This window comes from Mucilaginibacter sp. (genome assembly GCF_025359345.1).
GTDB lineage: Bacteria > Bacteroidota > Bacteroidia > Sphingobacteriales > Sphingobacteriaceae > Mucilaginibacter.
This window is the reverse complement of sequence record NZ_JANYGQ010000017.1, coordinates 105,174-122,434: the sequence shown is the minus strand read 5'-3', so window position 1 is coordinate 122,434 and position 17,261 is coordinate 105,174. Positions and strand designations below refer to the sequence as shown.

Annotated in this window: 19 protein-coding genes; 12 read left to right on the top strand and 7 right to left on the bottom strand. The window is 42.9% G+C overall.

The features are described 5' to 3' along the window. Window positions 1-249: 249 nt before the first annotated feature. Together Q0R52_RS09665 and Q0R52_RS09660 are read right to left on the bottom strand one after the other, a co-directional pair. Window positions 250-918 (bottom strand): hypothetical protein, encoded by a 669-nt coding sequence (locus tag Q0R52_RS09665; RefSeq protein ID WP_295794331.1) that lies wholly within the window; start codon window positions 916-918, stop codon window positions 250-252. Between the two features lie 82 nt (window positions 919-1,000). Beyond that, window positions 1,001-1,582, bottom strand: a complete 582-nt coding sequence (locus Q0R52_RS09660; RefSeq protein WP_295794329.1) for a Crp/Fnr family transcriptional regulator — start codon at window positions 1,580-1,582, stop codon at window positions 1,001-1,003. Between the two features lie 176 nt (window positions 1,583-1,758). On the opposite strand from Q0R52_RS09660, the gene Q0R52_RS09655 reads away from it, so the two are divergent. The 5 genes from Q0R52_RS09655 to Q0R52_RS09635 all read left to right on the top strand — a co-directional run bounded on the left by Q0R52_RS09655 (window position 1,759) and on the right by Q0R52_RS09635 (window position 5,726). Next, window positions 1,759-2,181 carry an AraC family transcriptional regulator gene (locus Q0R52_RS09655; RefSeq protein WP_295794327.1) on the top strand — a complete coding sequence of 141 codons (423 nt, stop codon included), beginning with the start codon at window positions 1,759-1,761 and terminating at the stop codon, window positions 2,179-2,181. Between the two features lie 57 nt (window positions 2,182-2,238). Continuing rightward, entirely contained in the window at window positions 2,239-2,685 is a 447-nt protein-coding gene (locus Q0R52_RS09650) for a DUF1569 domain-containing protein (RefSeq protein WP_295794325.1), read from the top strand. Continuing rightward, window positions 2,651-3,118, top strand: coding sequence for a VOC family protein (locus Q0R52_RS09645; RefSeq protein WP_295794323.1), 468 nt, complete (start codon window positions 2,651-2,653; stop codon window positions 3,116-3,118). The genes Q0R52_RS09650 and Q0R52_RS09645 overlap by 35 nt, the downstream gene beginning before the upstream one ends. Before the next feature lie 14 nt (window positions 3,119-3,132). Next, a complete protein-coding gene (locus Q0R52_RS09640) occupies window positions 3,133-3,579 on the top strand; it encodes a DUF1569 domain-containing protein (protein WP_295794322.1) in 447 nt (148 codons plus the stop codon). Between the two features lie 236 nt (window positions 3,580-3,815). Next, the gene (locus tag Q0R52_RS09635) at window positions 3,816-5,726 is read left to right on the top strand and encodes a hypothetical protein (protein ID WP_295794320.1); all 1,911 of its coding nucleotides are present in this window, start codon (window positions 3,816-3,818) and stop codon (window positions 5,724-5,726) included. Window positions 5,727-5,926: 200 nt separating this feature from the next. Here Q0R52_RS09635 and Q0R52_RS09630 read toward each other — a convergent pair whose 3' ends face one another. Beyond that, complete coding sequence (locus Q0R52_RS09630; protein WP_252793765.1) at window positions 5,927-6,094, bottom strand: hypothetical protein; 168 nt, start codon at window positions 6,092-6,094, stop codon at window positions 5,927-5,929. Window positions 6,095-6,182: 88 nt separating this feature from the next. Between Q0R52_RS09630 and Q0R52_RS09625 the strand changes: the two genes are divergently transcribed. Next, window positions 6,183-7,553: a hypothetical protein gene (locus tag Q0R52_RS09625; protein ID WP_295794317.1), complete on the top strand. Its 1,371-nt coding sequence runs from the start codon at window positions 6,183-6,185 to the stop codon at window positions 7,551-7,553. 106 nt (window positions 7,554-7,659) lie between these two features. Then, window positions 7,660-8,745, top strand: coding sequence for an alpha/beta hydrolase (locus Q0R52_RS09620; RefSeq protein WP_295794315.1), 1,086 nt, complete (start codon window positions 7,660-7,662; stop codon window positions 8,743-8,745). Window positions 8,746-8,763: 18 nt separating this feature from the next. Here Q0R52_RS09620 and Q0R52_RS09615 read toward each other — a convergent pair whose 3' ends face one another. The 3 genes from Q0R52_RS09615 to Q0R52_RS09605 all read right to left on the bottom strand — a co-directional run bounded on the left by Q0R52_RS09615 (window position 8,764) and on the right by Q0R52_RS09605 (window position 11,819). Continuing rightward, the gene (locus Q0R52_RS09615; protein WP_295794313.1) at window positions 8,764-9,483 is read right to left on the bottom strand and encodes a LytTR family DNA-binding domain-containing protein; all 720 of its coding nucleotides are present in this window, start codon (window positions 9,481-9,483) and stop codon (window positions 8,764-8,766) included. Then, entirely contained in the window at window positions 9,480-10,496 is a 1,017-nt protein-coding gene (locus Q0R52_RS09610) for a histidine kinase (protein ID WP_295794312.1), read from the bottom strand. The genes Q0R52_RS09615 and Q0R52_RS09610 overlap by 4 nt, the downstream gene beginning before the upstream one ends. Window positions 10,497-10,619: 123 nt before the next feature. Then, window positions 10,620-11,819: an aminotransferase class V-fold PLP-dependent enzyme gene (locus tag Q0R52_RS09605; protein ID WP_295794311.1), complete on the bottom strand. Its 1,200-nt coding sequence runs from the start codon at window positions 11,817-11,819 to the stop codon at window positions 10,620-10,622. 163 nt (window positions 11,820-11,982) lie between these two features. On the opposite strand from Q0R52_RS09605, the gene rlmF reads away from it, so the two are divergent. The 5 genes from rlmF (at window position 11,983) to Q0R52_RS09580 (ending at window position 15,880) form a co-directional block, all read left to right on the top strand. Further along, window positions 11,983-12,912, top strand: a complete 930-nt coding sequence (rlmF, locus tag Q0R52_RS09600; RefSeq protein WP_295794309.1) for a 23S rRNA (adenine(1618)-N(6))-methyltransferase RlmF — start codon at window positions 11,983-11,985, stop codon at window positions 12,910-12,912. Window positions 12,913-13,013: 101 nt separating this feature from the next. Then, on the top strand, window positions 13,014-14,042 hold the full coding sequence (locus Q0R52_RS09595) for an SPFH domain-containing protein (RefSeq protein ID WP_295794307.1): 1,029 nt from the start codon (window positions 13,014-13,016) through the stop codon (window positions 14,040-14,042). Window positions 14,043-14,045: 3 nt separating this feature from the next. Next, a complete protein-coding gene (locus tag Q0R52_RS09590; protein ID WP_295794306.1) occupies window positions 14,046-14,966 on the top strand; it encodes a hypothetical protein in 921 nt (306 codons plus the stop codon). Window positions 14,967-14,979: 13 nt separating this feature from the next. Next, window positions 14,980-15,447, top strand: a complete 468-nt coding sequence (locus tag Q0R52_RS09585) for a phage tail protein (protein ID WP_295794305.1) — start codon at window positions 14,980-14,982, stop codon at window positions 15,445-15,447. Window positions 15,448-15,493: 46 nt separating this feature from the next. After that, window positions 15,494-15,880: a group III truncated hemoglobin gene (locus Q0R52_RS09580; RefSeq protein WP_295794304.1), complete on the top strand. Its 387-nt coding sequence runs from the start codon at window positions 15,494-15,496 to the stop codon at window positions 15,878-15,880. A gap of 5 nt (window positions 15,881-15,885) precedes the next feature. On the opposite strand, the gene Q0R52_RS09575 is transcribed toward Q0R52_RS09580, so the two are convergent. Next, window positions 15,886-17,259 carry a HAMP domain-containing sensor histidine kinase gene (locus Q0R52_RS09575; protein ID WP_295794302.1) on the bottom strand — a complete coding sequence of 458 codons (1,374 nt, stop codon included), beginning with the start codon at window positions 17,257-17,259 and terminating at the stop codon, window positions 15,886-15,888. Window positions 17,260-17,261: the final 2 nt, after the last annotated feature.

The following is a 17,261-nucleotide window of genomic DNA, read 5'->3' as shown; positions in this document are numbered from 1 at the left end:
TAGCCGCACCCTATTAAAAAAGGGGTTAACAAAACGATTAACACCCAATTAAATTCATTAACCTTTAGTGATTAATGAATTTAATTGAGCGCACAGGCCTGCGACCTGTGCTGATGAATCGCGCCCCCTTGGGGCTTGGGAGATTGTTTCAAATTAAAGTGACGTGTTTTTTAAAGCAACTCTTGTATTGAACGCAAATCATTAAGCCCTGAAAGGGCGGCATCCGCCAGCGCAGATCGCAGGCCTGCGCTATTTCACTAACCGCCTTATACTAACCACGTGTGCAAACAAAACCGCAGGCACCACAAAACAAGGCAGCCACACAAACGGGAAATAAAGCATCGCAATATTCGGCTGGTCGAACGCAAGTTTTTGGGACGGGAACGGCGCAGATAAAACTGCCGTAACAACAATATTGGCCAATAGCAGTAAACAAATCATGTTCCATCCCAGCATTATCTTTCGCCCGAATACATTTTTAACATAGCCGAAATAATAAATAATAGGTGCTGTTAGTCCGCAAAGGATGTCAAAGTTCCGGCCTTCGAAGGTCATAACTTGTGGTACTGCTTTGTGCAGAAACAACCAGTACAGGGTGAGTTCGACGGGTATCCGCACAACGTGCAGTAACGTAAGAGTTTTAACGTCAAACCCATCGATAAAAGTCCGGCCTTTTCTTGTGAGAAAAAGCATGGCAATAAAAACAACAGGCGGCACAAGGAGTAGCCCAAACCTCGGCGGAGTGCCTTTGGTGATGGTATAAAAACCCATGAGGCCCGCAATAGCCTGCAGTGACAGCCATAGTAGTGCAATTACAATTAGTGGTTTTGAGTTGCTACCGGCCTTGCACAGCAGCAACAACGTAAGTAATGTAGTAAGCACAAAAACAATGCTTATATAAATTGGTAACGTTTCCATTTGCTTCAAATTATTTTGCTAAGCAAAGGAACTGCTTATAAAATGCAGGTATCTTGCCAATTGGCAAGAAATGGGGACTATGCTATTTTTTTGAAAACTCTTTCCGGATACGGCTTAAGGAAGTATCTGTAATTCCCAAATACGATGCGATATTTTTTAATGGCGCATGCTGAAAAATTTCGGGATTGGTTTTTAACAAGTGGGCATAACGTTCTTCGGCGGTTTCAGTGATCATGGTAAGCATGCGGGTTTTTAACGCCGCGAAACCTTTTACCAGTACCCCGCGGCCAAACTCACGAAACTCGGGCAAGGCATGAAAAAGGTTATTCAACTGCTCAAAGTTGATAAACCATCCCTCACAATCGGTAAGCGCCTGTATGTTTTCCTGCGACCGGGTGCGGTTAAAAAATGATGAAATTTCAAATACTATTTGCCCCGGCGAACAAAGGTTGGTAGTTACCTCGTTGCCTTCAGTATCATAGGCAAAGCAACGCAGGTATCCTTTATCTAAAAAAAAGTATTCGTCAGATATTTTACCTGCAACCAGCAGCAACTGGCCCTTGGCGACGGTTTTAAAAGCAAAATGGCCGGCAATTTCATTCCGTATAGCCGGCGAATTGAGGTTTCCCTTTTGAAAAAATTCGAGAAGTCTTTCTTTGCTCATCAATACCGTCTTAGGTATGCGAATATACTTATAAGGCAATAACATTCTTTAAGAAAGGAGGAGGGAATTAATATCCTCAAACAATACCTCGCGTAGTTAAAAAGGCCACATAGATTAATACAAGGCATTTTCCCCAATTTGTTTCCTAACTTAGTAATTCGGCCACGAGCAAATAAATGGAAAACCATCAATACCCAAAACTATATTTTTACCGGCGTATAGTGCAGGCAAAACTCTATATCGACGACCATTACGGCGACAGTATCGATTTAAACAACATCGCCGATGAAGCCTGGTTCTCAAAATTCCATTTCATACGCGCATTTAAAAACACGTATGGTAAAACCCCGCACCAGTATTTAATTTATGTCCGAATTGAAAAAGCGGGCGAGCTGTTAAAAACCGGCATCCCGGTTTCTGAAGTTTGTTATGCCGTAGGGTTTGAAAGTTTAAGCTCTTTCAGCGGGCTGTTTAAACGGGTTGCTGGCTTAAGTCCCTCTGCTTATGCGGCACAGCAGCAAAATCTGCAACAGCAAATAAAAAAATCGCCATTGAGTTTCGTCCCTGCCTGCTTTGCCGAAAAAAGCGGCTGGCTATAAAAACAGCAATTTTAAAGAAATGATTACCTTACCGGCAAGCGTTATTTGCATCATAATATGGAAACAATATTTGACCAAAATACACGGGATAAGATAATTGCCCGGATAAACACGTTAACCGAAAGTAACGCCGCCCAATGGGGCAAAATGGATATCCGCCAGATGCTGGCGCACTGTACCATGTACGAAGAAATGCTGCAGGGAAAAAGAAAATTTACAAGGATATTTTTAGGCCGCCTGTTTGGCAAAGTCGCCATGAAGGATATTATTGGCGATGCACGCCCCGTTAAGCGAAACCTGCCGACAATTCCTGAACTAAAGGTATTTCCACCGGGCATCAATTTCGCCACCGAGAAAAAGAAATGGATAGCATTACTGGAGGCTTATGCAAATTTTGGAAACATGGATTCGGAGCATGCTTTTTTCGGAAAAATAACTAACCAGCAAATAGGTTATTTATCCTATAAACATGCCGACCATCACCTGCGGCAATTTAATAGTTAACCATAACACCAAACACATGATAACCACGCTAACGCACATGAATGTATTTGTTCTTAACCAGGACAGTGCATACGAATTTTATACCAAAAAACTGGGCTTTAAAGTAATAGTTGACGTGCCTATGGGCAACGGCCAGCGCTGGCTTACTGTGGCGCCGCCGGAGCAACCCGGTTTGGAGATTAACTTAACACCTGTGGCAGAAGGCCACTGGTACGGCAAGGAGGCCGCCGAAAGCTTGCGTGCATTGATAAAAGCCGGCACCTTTGGCTGCGGTGTTTTTACCTGTAACGATGTATACGCAACTTACGAAGAACTAAAAGCAAAAGGCGTTGAGTTTACCAAAGCCCCAAAAAAGGAATTTTATGGCACCGAGGCGTTGTTTAAGGACGACTCGGGAAATTGGTTTTCGCTGGCCCAACTTATAAAAAATTAAGAGTAAAAAAACCGATGAAATCGATATTTGACAAGCCGACCAGGGACGAACTGATTGGCAGGATTAACACGCTTAACGAAAACAGCATCGCCCAATGGGGCAGCATGAATATTTACCAGATGCTGAAACACTGCGTACTGGCGGAAGAAATGTATTTGGGTAAAACAAAACACCCTAGAATGTTTTTGGGTCGTTTGCTTGGCCAGTCTACTTTAAAAAAAATGCTGAAAGATGAAACCCCAATGAGCCGGAATGCACCTACTGCGGCAGCCTTTAAGGTTACCGAAAAAGAAGGTGATGTATCAGCCGAAAAAAAGAAATGGATTGCGCTGACTGAAGAATATGCTAACTACCGGCCCCCGTACCTTGTATACTGGTTTTTCGGAAAAATGACGCCGGAGCAGGTTGGGCAGTTTGTGTATAAACATACCGATCATCATTTGCGGCAATTTGGGGCGTAATTTAGCGCAGGGCGGTGCCCTGCGCTAACGGGTAATTCCCTTTCAGGGAATAAATATTATGCAGAACCAAACATCATTCCCTGGAGGGGATAAATATGCCAGCACAGGCCCCCCCCCTGTGCGGCAATGAATGGTAAATCCGCGTCCTTATAAAAGCGATTTCTCAAAGCAACCTCACCCCGATTTAAAGAGTATATTTATTATACCCATTAACCGGCAATTGCAATACAGCTTAAATGAAAAAGCTTTTCTCCTCCCTCCTTTCCTGGCAATGCCTTGCTGCAGTATTCGCTGCATTAATGGTTAGCACCCCGTTTGCCATCAACAATTATCTTGTTGATAAGGGTCCGAGCTGGCTGGGACTGGATGTATCGTGGAAAGTGACACTTGATTATGCGTTTGCCAAACATTGGGCATGGGGTAAGGATATTGTATATACTTACGGACCGCTGGCTAATCTTTCCACCCGCACCGGGCAGGGGATTCCGGCCCTGGCAATGGCGTTATTTGATCTTTTTTTAGTCATCAACTTCTATTTTGTTTTTGCCGATTTTATAAAAAACAATACTAATAAGCTATCGGCTTTTGCTATAGTTATATGCCTGGCGTTGCTGGTTAATCCATGCTTTGGCTCCGATACTTCGTGGGTATTACTGTTCTTTATCATTTACTGGATGATAAAGACCTTTATTGAGCCGCGGCCCCTATACCTTGCTATACTAATTACACTAACGATGCTGGCCTTTTATATAAAAATGAATACCGGCCTAATCGCCATGGTATTGCTGTGTGGTCATTTTATCAACATGTTTATTGCAAAAAAACTAACCATTATAAACCTGTTTGGTTGGTTTGCCTGGTTTATTGTACTCATCATGTTATCGGCGATATTGCTAAATGTTTCAATTTTAAGCTATATAACCGGCTCGCTCGAAATAATAAAGGGATATAACGATGTGATGTATCTTGATGAAAGCCATGCTGTAATTGAGACCGCGCTATATTTGCTTTTTCTGGCGATGCTCGCGTTACTTTTATATAGTTTATGGCGACAGGTAGCCGCGAAAAAACATAACCAAATCATGTACACAATTGCGGGCATCGTATTCCTATTCCTGTTGCAAAAACAAGCTGTTTTGCGCAATGATGCGCAGCACTTGTACGAATATTTTTCGTTTGCCCCGTTGGTACTGCTTTGCAACTTTACAGCCCGTAACGCTCAAAAATCAACCTTGAAGTACTCCATGATCATCGTACTTTTTGCCCTTGGCTTTGTACTGTATAACCGTGGCGCTGCTTATTCGCTCAGCAGCCGGGTAGCGGCACCGGTTACCTATATAAAACAGGTTGTTGCTTATAGACCGGCATCACATATTAATCATCCCGGCAAACGATATGTACCTCAAAGGGTATTGGATATTATCGGCAATAAACCGGTGGATGTTTTTCCATGGGATAGCGAGTATGCGATTGAAAATAAATTAAACTATAAGCCCCGGCCGGTATTTCAGTCGTTTTCAGCCTACACCGAAGGACTTGAAAAAATCAATTACGATTACTTTGTAAAACAGGCCCCAAATTTTTTGATATACGATTATGATGCTATCGACAACAGATACCCGTTTAACGACGAAAGCCTGGCAAATCTTTTCATCCTGCGCAATTATACGTTGGCTGATACTTTCGCATCTAACCAAAGGCAGCGTCTTGTATTACAGCGGAACGATAAGACTGCACCATTGCAATTTAAACACATCAAACGGTTTGAGTTTTCCCCGACCGACACCATACCGGTAACCAATTTCAATTTTATAAAGCTGGATGTACAATATAACCTGCCGGGCAAAATAAAAGCCTTTGTAAACAAGCCTCCGCATGTGCAGATAAGCTATATGCGGGCTGACGGTAAATGGTTTACCTACAAAACGTCGCCCGAGCTGTTAAAGATGGGACTATATGTTGGCTGTTTGGTTACCAATGATGACGAATACATCGCCCTTTTAAATGATAAACCTGCTGCAGCTATTAAAAAAATTAAGTTAATTGTTAACGGTAGTCTTTTCAGCGGGAAGGGTTTAATGGATACCTATTGGGTTAACCACCATTCATTATTAAACAAACCAGCTCCTGATGAGCATAATTATTAAGATAAGTATCCAAAACAAGAGCGTAAGGCTCATCTCCCTGCCGAGAAAAAGAGAAATTTTCATCCAAAACTTAGTTGGCTTCTTGTCTTCTTTCACCCGGCCAGGCCTTTAGATATTATTATATCTAAATCTAATATATTTTATGGCTTACTATATTATTTTGAAAAAACATTTTTTATTAGAAGTTAATTGACGACTCTCTAATGCGGAACGGGTTCATCATGATCGTCATCGTCCGGCTTCAGTTCCGACTGAATGATCTTTTTCTCAAATACCTTTTCGTCCTTCTGGTTTCTTTTAATCAGCCAGATTACTAACAAGGCCATAAGCAGTAAAAACGGGATAAGCCACCAATAATTAATTTCCATAGCATTAAATTTGGATGATATAAATGTAAACATTGGTTTTGGTATCCGGGTAAATTACTACATTTAAACCATTCCCGGCATTTTAAAAATGGACCAGCAACTTTGGCAAAACGTATTGGATTTTAACCTGGATGAACCAGTAAGCGCGTACAGCTTTTCAACCCGGCTCGAAAACGAGAATTTTTGGACGGTTAATTTCGCACGTGATGCAATTGCTGAGTATAAAAAGTTCATGTACCTGGCGGCAGTTTCGGAATATATGGTTTCACCATCGCCTATCGTTGATGTGGTTTGGCACCAGCACTTAATATTCACCCAGTCGTACGACGAGTTTTGCCGGGTATTGGGCAAAAAAATAGCCCATGTACCAGCCACGCACCACAACGCGGATTTCGAAAAGTTTAAATCGGCCAGCGAACGTACCGCCAAACTGTACATCGAAAACTTCGGGCCGCAAACGCCGGAGTTTTGGGAATATGAAGATATGTACGGGTCGTTGTTAATGCCGCAATCATCGTTGACGCCAATAAAAGTAACTGCGTTTGGTGTACCCATTTTAATTGCAGCTGCTTTCGGCGCCTTTTGGTTATTCCGACCGACGTATGTGCTCATAGACAACCCCGATTTTTTACTTTATTACCTGCTAATAATTGGCGCTTGTTTTATAGCGCTCGAATTTTACAACCTGGTTATGCTTAGCGGAATTATCGATAGCCGGCAAAAATGTGCTTTTGTATTTAATTTATCAGCGCTCGAACTGGTTTACCTGCGCAAAAATAAAATAGTGGAAGTAATTAATGGTGTAGTGAGCCAATTGGTTTCCTCTGGAAAAGTATCAGCCTTCCCCAATAATACGCTGGCGGTAACTGATTCCGCCGCGATGAATACCCCGGTTGAAATTTGTGTGTTGCAAACTATCGACGCCAACCCAAACGTGGGCTACGATTCGCTGGTGAAGCAGCTGGCGTTAAAGCCGGCATTCAATAAAACAGCGCGGGCCATGGATGGCCTTAACGCGTATGTTTGCAGCTCAAAACAGTTTATCGGGCTGTACCTTACAAACTTTATACTGCTCGCTATCGTGTTTTCATGGGGAGGCGGAAGGCTGATAACCGGGGTCACCAGGGATAGACCGGTTACACTTATTGCGGCCGTTTTAGTAGCTTTTGCAATCTTCGCTTTTGTTTACCTGCAACGCTTAACATCGGCTATCGGAACAATTGCCCTGCCTAAATTTTACTTTAAAAATATTGTACCCCAGAAATCGGACGACGACTGGGAGTGGAATTACTTTGCAATAGGCAGTGTAGCATTTGTAGCTACATTTGCTCCTTTAGCAAGCATTGCAGAGCGCGGACAAACATCGGGCTGGGGTGGCGGTGATTCAGGTGCGTCCGGCGGTTCAAGCTGCGGAAGTTCATGCGGGGGAAGTTCGTGTGGGGGATGCGGGGGAAGTTAATGAGTTCCTTTTCATAAACTTATAGAATTACTTTCTTCGCCGCGTAACATAGTTCATCCAATATCATCTACATATAGCCTGCATCTATTGTGCACCGCTATCTAACATGCAGAAAACAGCGCTTCGTACGGCTTCGCTCCTACTATTTTTCATCACCGCAATTATCAACCCGTTATTTGCGCAAGCCAATCAAACAAAAACAAGCACCAACTTAATTTCGGAAGAACGCTTTATTCCCATCAACGGCATCGACCAATGGGTAACCATAAAAGGCGACCGCTCAAAACCCGCTATACTGTTTTTGCATGGCGGGCCGGGCAGCCCGATAACCCCGTATGCAAACGCAAATTATAGCAGTTGGGAAAAGGACTTTATCATTGTTCAGTGGGACCAGCGCGGAACCGCACGAACTTTTGGGCGCAATGCACCTGCTGAACCTAGCCCTGCATACTGGAAAGCAAACCCTTTGACTATCGACCTGATGGCAGCAGACGGTATTGCTTTATCAACCTATCTGGCCAAATACCTCGACAAGCCAAAAATCATCCTATTCGGCACGTCATGGGGCTCGGTGCTGGGTGCAACAATGGCGCTAAAACGGCCTGACCTTTTTTATGCCTACCTGGGGCACTCGCAGGTGGTTAACCCTGCCGAAAATTTAGTGTACGACTACCAAAAGATATTCAAAATTGCTACCAACGCCGGCGACCAGAAATCGGTAGATATACTTAAAAAAATTGGTACCCCACCGTACGATTCTGCCCGGAGCGCGGGCAAACTGTTTCGGGTTATAAAAAAATACGAGGCGCTGAATTCAACTCCCGCCCCGGCATCTATGTGGAAAATGTCGCCCGAATATGATAATGCCAAAGACGACAAAAACCGCGAAGACGGGGACGATTATTCTTTTATCAACTACGTTGGCGACAAAGGCTTCGGCATTAAACCGATGATGGCCGGTGTTGATTTTCTAAGAGATGGATTTGAATTTAAAATACCGGTATATTTTATACAGGGTGAAGAAGATATTTTAACCCCAAAAGAAATTTCGGCAGCGTATTTTAAAAAAATAAATGCACCAAAAAAAGAATATTTCCTGCTACCCAAAGCGGCACACGGATTTAACGAGGCTGTAGTAGCTATGCAATATAAAATAGTTATGAATTATATTTTGCCGATGATAAACAAATAGCAGGTTACAACAGGCCATTTATCTTTTGATAAACCTGTCCTTCAAAACCACGCTCATCACCTCGTTAAGGTAGCTCTGCCCTACGGTTATTTTTGTATTGCCAACATGGAGCATGTTCCCTTCAATAGTGGTTATAAAATCAAGGTTTACGATATGGCTTTTGTGTACCTGCAAGAATTTGGTGTGCGGCAGGCTTTCTAAAATTCCTTTTATGGTGAGGTAGGCCACCAGTTTGCCGGTTTTAGTGTAAATCGTTACATAGTTGGCGAGTGCTTCAATGTACAACAATTCATCAAGCAGCACCTTTTCAATTTTGCCATCGCACTTTACAAAAATGTGGTTGGCCTCTGCGCTACCGGCAGCAGGCTTTTTCTGTTTCAAAGTATGCAGTTCGAGCGCCTTCTGCGATGCTTTTAAAAACCGCTCCAGCGAGAACGGCTTCACCAGGTAATCAACCACGGCAAGTTCAAAGCCATCCAAAGCATATTGGCCATAGGCAGTCGTCATAATAACCATCGGCAAATTATTGGTCGACCGCAAAAAATCGAGCCCGCTCATTTTTGGCATATTTATGTCGAGGAAAACAAGGTCGGGTTGCAGTTCATTTATCATCCCGGCTGCCTTTAACGGGTTTTCGGCAGCGCCTGCCAGTTTTAAAAAATCGGTTTCTTCAATATATTCCTGCAACAGTTTGCGGGCTATAGGCTCATCATCAACAATAAGGCATTTTAAGGTCATACGTTACGCAAAATTAAATTGATTTCGAAGCTGTCGTCATGATTTTCAATCTTTAGTGAATGCCTGCCGGGGTAAAGAAGTTCCAGGCGCCGCCTGGCGTTGGCTATTCCAAGCCCTGATGATTTTTCGACTGGATTTATATGGCCATCCGTGGTATTAAAACACCTGAAACACAAATTACCATGCTCATATTTCATATTGATATCTACACGGTTTTCTTTAGCCTCGTTAAAGCCCACATATTTAAAAGCATTTTCAATAAAAGTAATTAATAACAGCGGGGCCACTTTTATGGGTGCAGTTATATCGCCGGCGCAAAAACTCACTTTAATCCGCTCGTCCATCCGGCTTTTTTGAATTTCGATGTAGTTTTTAATATAGTTCAGCTCGCGGTTAAGCTCAATTTGCTCCACATTGCATTCGTACAACTGGTAGCGCAGCATCTCCGAAAATACCAGCAGCATGTTGCGCGCTGTTTTGTTCGATTTATCGATGTGGGCATAAATGGAATTGATGGAATTAAACAAAAAATGCGGGTTAAACTGCGCCCGCAAGAAATCGAGCTCATGCTCAGCCTTTTCCCTTTCTATCTGCTCAATATAAATACCCGACCGCACCCTGTCGGCAACAAATTTACCTGTCAATATAATAACCACCCAAAACAGGATATTGATAAACGAATCCCAAAAAACAGCAAGCAGATCGGGATGAAAATTGGCGACGTTAAAAATATGGATGTTTACCAATATGGTTACCGGGACACGCAAGGCCGCCGTAAACGTAATACCGGCCAATAAGCATAATGCAAATACCGCATATTTTTTATTATTAAGCAGCCGGGGAATAGTGTAAGCGGTATTAAAGTAATAGTTGGCCGCAATAAAAATAAGGTAACAAAATTGTATGGTTATGGCGCGGGTAAGCACCAGCGTATTGTTGCGGAAGATAAATATCCAAAACACATATGCCAGCCCCCAAAAAAACAGGTGTAATATAATATTGCTTTTCTTCACTGCTTTTTAGAGCGTTAATTAGCACTCCATAAAAAGTATAAAAGAACGCATTTTTATTAATTATTTCAGCCTGCAGCAGCTATCGGGTAATATTTTGCCGTAACAAATGGGTTACCCAGCAAACTATTGTTTTAATAAGACACGCAGCTCATCGCACATTGCATTTATCTCTTCTTCGGTGTTATAATAATGTACTGATGCCCTAACCACGTTTGTTAAATTGTTTTTGTTCATAAAATACAGAGTTGAAATGGCTTTACCTACCGATACATTAATATGCTTTTGCGCCAGGTAATTTTTCACCTGTGCCGCATCAAATCCGTGCACGGTAAAAGTTACAATTCCGCATTGTTCAGCGCCAAAGTCTTGCACTGTTATGCCATCGATACTGGTAAGTTTACCACGCAATATTGCTGCTAACAACTGTATTCGCTCCCATATCCGGTCGATGCCGATTGTTAACGCATATTCAATGGCTTTACCGAGGCCCAGGGTAAGCGCCCTGTTCTTTTCATAAAGTTCAAACCTGCGCGCATCGGCCCTTAAGTTAAACCGGGCCGGCTTTACATCGGGTGCACTAAATCCGTCCATAAATAATGGTTTCAGTTTGTCCTGTATTTCTCTTTTTACGAATAAAAAACCTGTTCCCCTGGGCGCACGCAGGTACTTACGCCCGGTTACCGATAGCATATCGCAGCCAATTTCCTTAACATCAACCGGCACCTGCCCTGCACTCTGGCATGCATCAACCAGGTATAAGACATTGTGTTTCCGGGCTATCTTACCTATTTCAACAATAGGTATCATCCCCCCGGTGGTCGACGCTATGTGCGTTATGGCGATAAGTTTTGTTTTGGGCGATATGGCATTTTCCAGTTCTGCCAGCGAAAAGTTCCCGTTTTCATCATTGGGGATCAGCTTGATTTTAATACCGCTATTTTTTTCGGCATTTAAAAATCCAATGATATTGGTTACGTACTCCATTTCGGAAGTGATAACTTCATCACCTGCTTTAAAGTCGATACCATTGAAGCCTATACACCAGGCCGTGCTGGCATTTTCAACTACGGCAATTTCTTCCGGTTCTGCATTAATAAGCTTTGCAATAAGGGCGTAGGTGTTCGCCAATTGCTCCCGGTATTTATATTCTGTTTCATATCCGCCAGCCAGGGCTTCTTCCTTTAAATAATCAACTACGGTATCAACAACCACATCGGGCGGCAGCGAGGCGCCGGCATTGTTAAAATGTATAACATTTGCAGTTCCGGCGGTGTCCTGCCTTAGCTGATTGCGCTCCTGATTGCTTATTACTGTTGTATCCATAGCGGGTTGATTAAACTTCAATGCAAAATAAAGGGTTTCATCAACACTAAAACAGATGCAGTTTTGTTATTTTAAAGCATAACAGACAGAAAGAACAACTGTTTCTGTTCCCGAAAAAAAGGCATAATTTTTTACCGTGATTTAAACCCCTACCTTTGCGCCCATGTCGACAACGCCCGTAAATTCAACTCCGCAGGAAAAGCAAATCCTGCACCCGCGCAACCTGCACCGCGACCGCTATAACTTTAAAGTGCTTTGCAAAAGCAACCCGGCGTTAAAACCGTTTGTGGCTGTTAACCGGTACGATATTGAATCGATAGACTTTACGAACCCAGAGGCAGTTAAAGCCTTAAACAAAGCTTTGTTAAAACATTTTTACGGGGTTGATAGCTGGGATATCCCGGATGGATATCTTTGTCCGCCGATACCTGGCCGCGCTGACTACATACATTACCTGGCCGATTTACTGGCCGAAAGCAACAATGGCGTTGTGCCAACAGGCAACAAAGTAAAAATTCTTGATATTGGCACAGGTGCCAATGTTGTTTACCCTTTAATAGGCAGCAGTGCGTACGACTGGAAATTTGTTGGCACAGAGGTAGATCTTATTGCCCTTGCGTCGGCAAAAAACATAATTGCTTTAAATAAACACCTAAGGGATAAAATTGACATCCGTAGACAGGCAAGCAAAACCAATATTTTCAATGGCATAATTAATGGTGGTGAGGTATTCGATGCAAGTATTTGCAACCCGCCTTTCCATGCTTCGGCGCTTGAAGCAAAGGATGCGACTGAAACCAAGTGGAAAAAGCTTGGCGTAAACCCTAACCAAAAAACGCCGCTAAATTTTGGCGGACAAAAGACCGAACTGTGGTATCCCGGTGGCGAAGCGGCTTTTATTACACGGATGATTGAAGAAAGCGCCGTTATTCCCGAAAACTGCAAATGGTTTACAACGCTGGTATCAAAAAAAGAAACAGTGCCAATAGTGCAAAGAGCATTAACCAGGGTACGTGCCATTAATGTAAAAACCATCAATATGGCGCAAGGGCAAAAGGCCAGCAGGATTTTGGCCTGGACGTTTTTGGGGTAAACTACACTCCGGCGAAAATTTCATTTTTATTGAAATTTAATAAATATTGCTACATTTAGCTGGCTACCTAACCAGGCCTTTTACAATTTATAACCATTATCATGTTCGGGATAAAGCACATTAAATTTGACGCGATGACTTACGTGCTCCATTTTAAAAATGGAGGCATCATAAAAGAGGGTCGCGGCCTTTCGTTTTTTTACTTTGCGCCAAATAGCTCCATAGTTGCCATCCCCATGGGAAGCAACGATTTGCCGTTTATCTTTAGCGAGTCGACAAATGATTACCAAACGGTAAATATACAAGGGCAGATAAGCTACAAAATCAGTAAACCGAAAGAACTTTCGGATGTGCTTGATTTTACGGTTAACGATTACGGGCAGTACAAGAAAAACGATATTGAAAAGTTAAACCAGCGCATCATCAACGAGGCGCAAACGGCAACATCATCCTATATACACGGCATCAAACTTAAAGATGCCATCCGTGCGGCAAAGGCAATTGAAGAGCGGATAATTGAGGGACTAAAGGCCGCACCTGCTATTGGCATGCTTGGGATTGAGATACTAGGTGCAAATATATTAGGCATTTCGGCTACGCCAGAAATGGCCAGGGCTTTGGAGACGGATACGCGGGAGAAACTGCAGCAGGAGGCCGACCAGGCCATTTACGAAAGGCGCAACTTTGCCGTTGAACAGGAACGCAGGATAAAAGAGAGCGAGTTAAATACCGAAATAGCTGTTGAGGAGAAGCAAAAGCAGATTGCCGAAAAGAAAATGGAATCAGATGTTCAAAAAGCTGATAACGACCGAAAGCTTAGGGAAATGAAACTCGAAGCCGATATCGCAGTTGAAAACCAGCGAAAGCTATTAATAAAGCAAAAAACCGAGAACGACCGAAAAGAAGCAGAAACGCAGGGTTTCGTAATTGAAACGACGCTGGCGCCGTATAAAAATATCGACTGGAAAACGCTGACGGCTTTGAACAATAACCCCGACCCTAAATTCAATATATCGTTAGCATTTAGAGAACTTGCTGAAAATGCAGACAAAATAGGCAACCTCAATATCAGCCCTGATTTATTGGACACACTTTTAAACGACAAGACCGAGAGGAAGGAAAAGAAATAAGAGATGGGCGTAGAATATGCAATCATCGTAAAAAATAAAACCCGGCTCGAGTCGTTAATCGAACGTTTTAATACAAAGGCACAGGCTAAGTTTTATATTGAAAGGCTTGGCGGTAACTTTGAAGACTATGAGGCAGAGCACGAAATGTTTCATGCTTCGTTAAACTCGCTGCAAACCCAGCTTTCGAAAGTTATAAAATATAAGCTGCTCGACCGCGGCTTTATGCCTTCATTTATCTTTTCCGAAAAAAATGTAATTGTTGTTGTCGGACAGGATGGGCTGGTTGCTAATACCGCCAAATACTCAAAAGGTATCCCTATTGTTGCGGTAAACCCGGACAAAGGACGCTATGACGGGGTTTTACTCCCGTTTGATGCCGGTGATTTTATCGGTGGCGTAGAAGGAGTAATAACCAGCCAATATAACTCCAAAACAATGCGCTTTGCGGAAGCTAAACTCAACGACGGGCAACGGCTGCTGGCATTTAACGATTTGTTTATAGGCGCGTCATCGCATGTGTCGTCCCGTTATAAAATTGCTTTTGGCGAAAAAACCGAAGAACAATCTTCCAGCGGATTAATAGTTTCAACAGTTGCGGGGTCAACTGGCTGGTTAAGTTCCGTGTTCAATATGGCTTACGGTGTTGCCGGTATGTTCGAGAAAAATTTGAAGCTAAAAAGGCCAAGATTAAAAGATGACGAACTACTTTTTGCGGTACGCGAACCATTCCAAAGCATCCGGACACAGATCGGGATAACCGCTGGTTTAATAAAAAACAAACACTCGTTAACCATAGAATCATTAATGCCAGCAGGCGGCGTTATATTCAGCGATGGAATTGAGGCTGACTTTATAAAATTCAACAGCGGCGCAATTGCCACAATAGGTTTGGCCAATGAGACAGCGAATTTGGTTACCAGGTAAAAAGATCCCCCCCATGGCAAATAACGACGACGGCAGCACACAAGGCGCAACCTGGCCCATGCCAAAATTCAGGTTCGAGGTTGACTTTGGCAACGCCTTAAAAAACGTAGCGTTCCAGGAAGTATCAGGAATGGATGTTGAGAACCCAATAATTGAATACCGCAAAAGCAACAACCCGCTTTTTTCGACTGAAAAAATGCCCGGTATTGTTAAATATGGGAACGTGACCATGAAACGAGGTGTTTTTGTTAACGACAATACCTTTTGGAACTGGCATAGTCAAATTGCCATGAACACGATTAAGAGGATGACGGTAATAATAAGGCTGCTTGACGAAAACGGCAACACAACTATGCAATGGCAGCTTAATAATGCCTGGCCTACAAAAATCACCAGCACCGATTTAAAAAGCGAAGGCAACGAGGTAGCGGTTGAGTCGCTGGAAATTGCATACGAGCAATTGATAGTAACGAATGGGTGACAATGCAAACTTAAAATCAGCGTATATTTGCCTCGGGGGATAGTAAATGAAAGACATTACCGGTATAGCGGATATTAAACTTTTTGTAAACGAGTTTTACAACAAAGTGCGAAAAGATGAATTGATAGGCCCCGTTTTCTCCGAAAAAATAACCGGCGACTGGCAGCCGCACCTCGACAAGATGTATGCTTTCTGGAATGCTGCACTCTTTGCGGAACCGGGATATAGAGGCAACCCATTTGCCAAACATGCCCCGCTAAAAATCAGTTCGCCTCATTTTGAGCGCTGGCTTGTTTTATTTGCAGATACGATTGATAGTAATTTTACCGGGCCTATGGCGGTTGATGCAAAGAAAAGAGCTGGTTTAATGGCAGATATCTTCCTTGTAAAATTGGAAAGGATGAACGGTGACCCGGGAAAAGTAATAGTTTAACAGCCTCACAATGGCAGCGCCACAATAAACGAAGTACCGCTGCCCGGTGATGACTTAACGGCGATAGTACCGTGCATTTGTTCTATGGCCTGTTTAACAAAATACAAGCCCAGCCCCATACTTTTTTTATTGAGCCCCGCTTTAAAATATTTGTTAAAAATATTTGTATACTGATTAGGTTTAATACCTATCCCATTGTCCTCAACCTCTATAACACAATGTTTACCATCGCTATATGATTTCACTTTTACCCATTGCTCCGGCTTGCTGAAATCGGCATATTTTATGGCGTTTGATATCAGGTTGTTAAACACAGTTTTTAAATCGGTGACATTGCAGTTAACTTCCCAAACCGCCAGTTCACTTACAAATTTCACTTTCTTGCCTTCTTCAAAAAAGCTATTTTGGGTTATTACATCGTTTACAATTTCGTCTAGTTTGCAAGGCCCAATGTCATTGTTTTCATTCTGGATAGTATGCAGTACCTCCTTTATGTAATTATCCTGAAGCTGGATGGTTTCCTGCATCATTTCAGTATAGGTTGAAATCTTAGTAATATCTTTCTCTTTTTCGAGCACCGAAACCAACCCGCTTAATGACGTTAAAGGGGCTCGTAAATCGTGTGTAACAGCAAACACAAAATGGTTTATCCGCTCGTTCATGCTTTTAAGGGCCAGGTTTTGGTCGACAATCACTTTTTTCGAGCTGTGTAATTTTTTAAGCATCAGCCCCGCAAGCAAAGCAGTGCTGAATAAAATAATAGCGGATATTACGATATCGGCAATAAAAACGTAATGGTCAACCGTGCGGGACGCTGTGCCCAGTATGGCCGAAAAATCGCGCTGTTGAATGGTCAGGTTGTCTGATATTGTGTTTATCTGTAGCACAATAGCTTCCTGGTCAACCTCTTTTCCCGCGGCAATATCCCGGTGCGCAGCCGAACCAATCAGGTTTAAATTTGCCACCAGCACGTCTGATTGCTGCCAGGCTTTTATCGCCTTCTTAAAAAAAGCCTCGTTTTTAAAATGCTGGTAATACCATATCAGCTCGGGCAAATCATCAGGATGATTTGCGCCCATTAAAAAACCGATACGCGCAATTCTTGTGTCTTTCCCCGCCGATAATGCTTCGCGGGCGATGCTGTCGCCGCGTGGTATGGTAATGTCATCTTTAAAAACCAGGAAGTCTGATTCCTCGTGCGAATAGATATAGCTCATCAAATGCCGGGTAGCATCCTTTTCACCTTTTGAATATTGCGATTCGAAATTAGTGTAGGCCCTGCCTGCCGAAAGAATTTTAACGGAATAAAAGTGCGTAACGGCGATGGCGGCGGTAGCCACCAATACAATAACGGTTAAAGCAATAATAACTTTTTTCATAG

What these genes read in the sequence shown, in the direction of transcription:
- Q0R52_RS09665 (WP_295794331.1), bottom strand. Translation starts at nt 918, where the DNA reads ATGGAAACGTTACCAATTTATATAAGCATTGTTTTTGTGCTTACTACA.
- Q0R52_RS09660 (WP_295794329.1), bottom strand. Translation starts at nt 1,582, where the DNA reads ATGAGCAAAGAAAGACTTCTCGAATTTTTTCAAAAGGGAAACCTCAAT.
- Q0R52_RS09655 (WP_295794327.1), top strand. Translation starts at nt 1,759, where the DNA reads ATGGAAAACCATCAATACCCAAAACTATATTTTTACCGGCGTATAGTG.
- Q0R52_RS09650 (WP_295794325.1), top strand. Translation starts at nt 2,239, where the DNA reads ATGGAAACAATATTTGACCAAAATACACGGGATAAGATAATTGCCCGG.
- Q0R52_RS09645 (WP_295794323.1), top strand. Translation starts at nt 2,651, where the DNA reads ATGCCGACCATCACCTGCGGCAATTTAATAGTTAACCATAACACCAAA.
- Q0R52_RS09640 (WP_295794322.1), top strand. Translation starts at nt 3,133, where the DNA reads ATGAAATCGATATTTGACAAGCCGACCAGGGACGAACTGATTGGCAGG.
- Q0R52_RS09635 (WP_295794320.1), top strand. Translation starts at nt 3,816, where the DNA reads ATGAAAAAGCTTTTCTCCTCCCTCCTTTCCTGGCAATGCCTTGCTGCA.
- Q0R52_RS09630 (WP_252793765.1), bottom strand. Translation starts at nt 6,094, where the DNA reads ATGGAAATTAATTATTGGTGGCTTATCCCGTTTTTACTGCTTATGGCC.
- Q0R52_RS09625 (WP_295794317.1), top strand. Translation starts at nt 6,183, where the DNA reads ATGGACCAGCAACTTTGGCAAAACGTATTGGATTTTAACCTGGATGAA.
- Q0R52_RS09620 (WP_295794315.1), top strand. Translation starts at nt 7,660, where the DNA reads ATGCAGAAAACAGCGCTTCGTACGGCTTCGCTCCTACTATTTTTCATC.
- Q0R52_RS09615 (WP_295794313.1), bottom strand. Translation starts at nt 9,483, where the DNA reads ATGACCTTAAAATGCCTTATTGTTGATGATGAGCCTATAGCCCGCAAA.
- Q0R52_RS09605 (WP_295794311.1), bottom strand. Translation starts at nt 11,819, where the DNA reads ATGGATACAACAGTAATAAGCAATCAGGAGCGCAATCAGCTAAGGCAG.
- rlmF (WP_295794309.1), top strand. Translation starts at nt 11,983, where the DNA reads ATGTCGACAACGCCCGTAAATTCAACTCCGCAGGAAAAGCAAATCCTG.
- Q0R52_RS09595 (WP_295794307.1), top strand. Translation starts at nt 13,014, where the DNA reads ATGTTCGGGATAAAGCACATTAAATTTGACGCGATGACTTACGTGCTC.
- Q0R52_RS09590 (WP_295794306.1), top strand. Translation starts at nt 14,046, where the DNA reads ATGGGCGTAGAATATGCAATCATCGTAAAAAATAAAACCCGGCTCGAG.
- Q0R52_RS09585 (WP_295794305.1), top strand. Translation starts at nt 14,980, where the DNA reads ATGGCAAATAACGACGACGGCAGCACACAAGGCGCAACCTGGCCCATG.
- Q0R52_RS09580 (WP_295794304.1), top strand. Translation starts at nt 15,494, where the DNA reads ATGAAAGACATTACCGGTATAGCGGATATTAAACTTTTTGTAAACGAG.
- Q0R52_RS09575 (WP_295794302.1), bottom strand. Translation starts at nt 17,259, where the DNA reads ATGAAAAAAGTTATTATTGCTTTAACCGTTATTGTATTGGTGGCTACC.